Origin of the sequence: Paraburkholderia sp. SIMBA_053, assembly GCF_046534895.1 — a bacterium.
GTDB lineage: Bacteria > Pseudomonadota > Gammaproteobacteria > Burkholderiales > Burkholderiaceae > Paraburkholderia > Paraburkholderia caledonica.
The window spans coordinates 1-264 of the sequence record NZ_JAWRXU010000876.1; the positions used below are offsets into that span (position 1 = coordinate 1).

Consider the following 264-nt stretch of genomic DNA (forward strand, 5'->3'; position numbering starts at 1 on the left):
TTCGCCACCCACGTCAGCCTGTCGCCGTCGACGATGGCGAGCCGCACCAGTTCGCCCGATCCCTCCGCCAGCCGGTCCAGCATGGTCTGCGCAATGTCGACGATGCCCGAAGTCGCCAGGTAGCTGAGTCCCAATCCGACCATTTTCGTCGTCAGCACGTAGTCGCCGTGCTCGCGAAGCTGCCGCACATACCCGCATTGCTTCAGATCGACCAGCAGCCGGTGGCAGCCGGTGGCAGGCGCTGCGTGGAATCTCCAACTGGTC

The 264-nt window shown here is 64.8% G+C and carries 1 pseudogene; it reads right to left on the reverse strand.

Annotation, left to right across the window (positions count from 1 at the left end):
- A pseudogene (locus SB753_RS38110) lies at positions 1 to 264 on the reverse strand (IclR family transcriptional regulator); the annotation flags it as partial.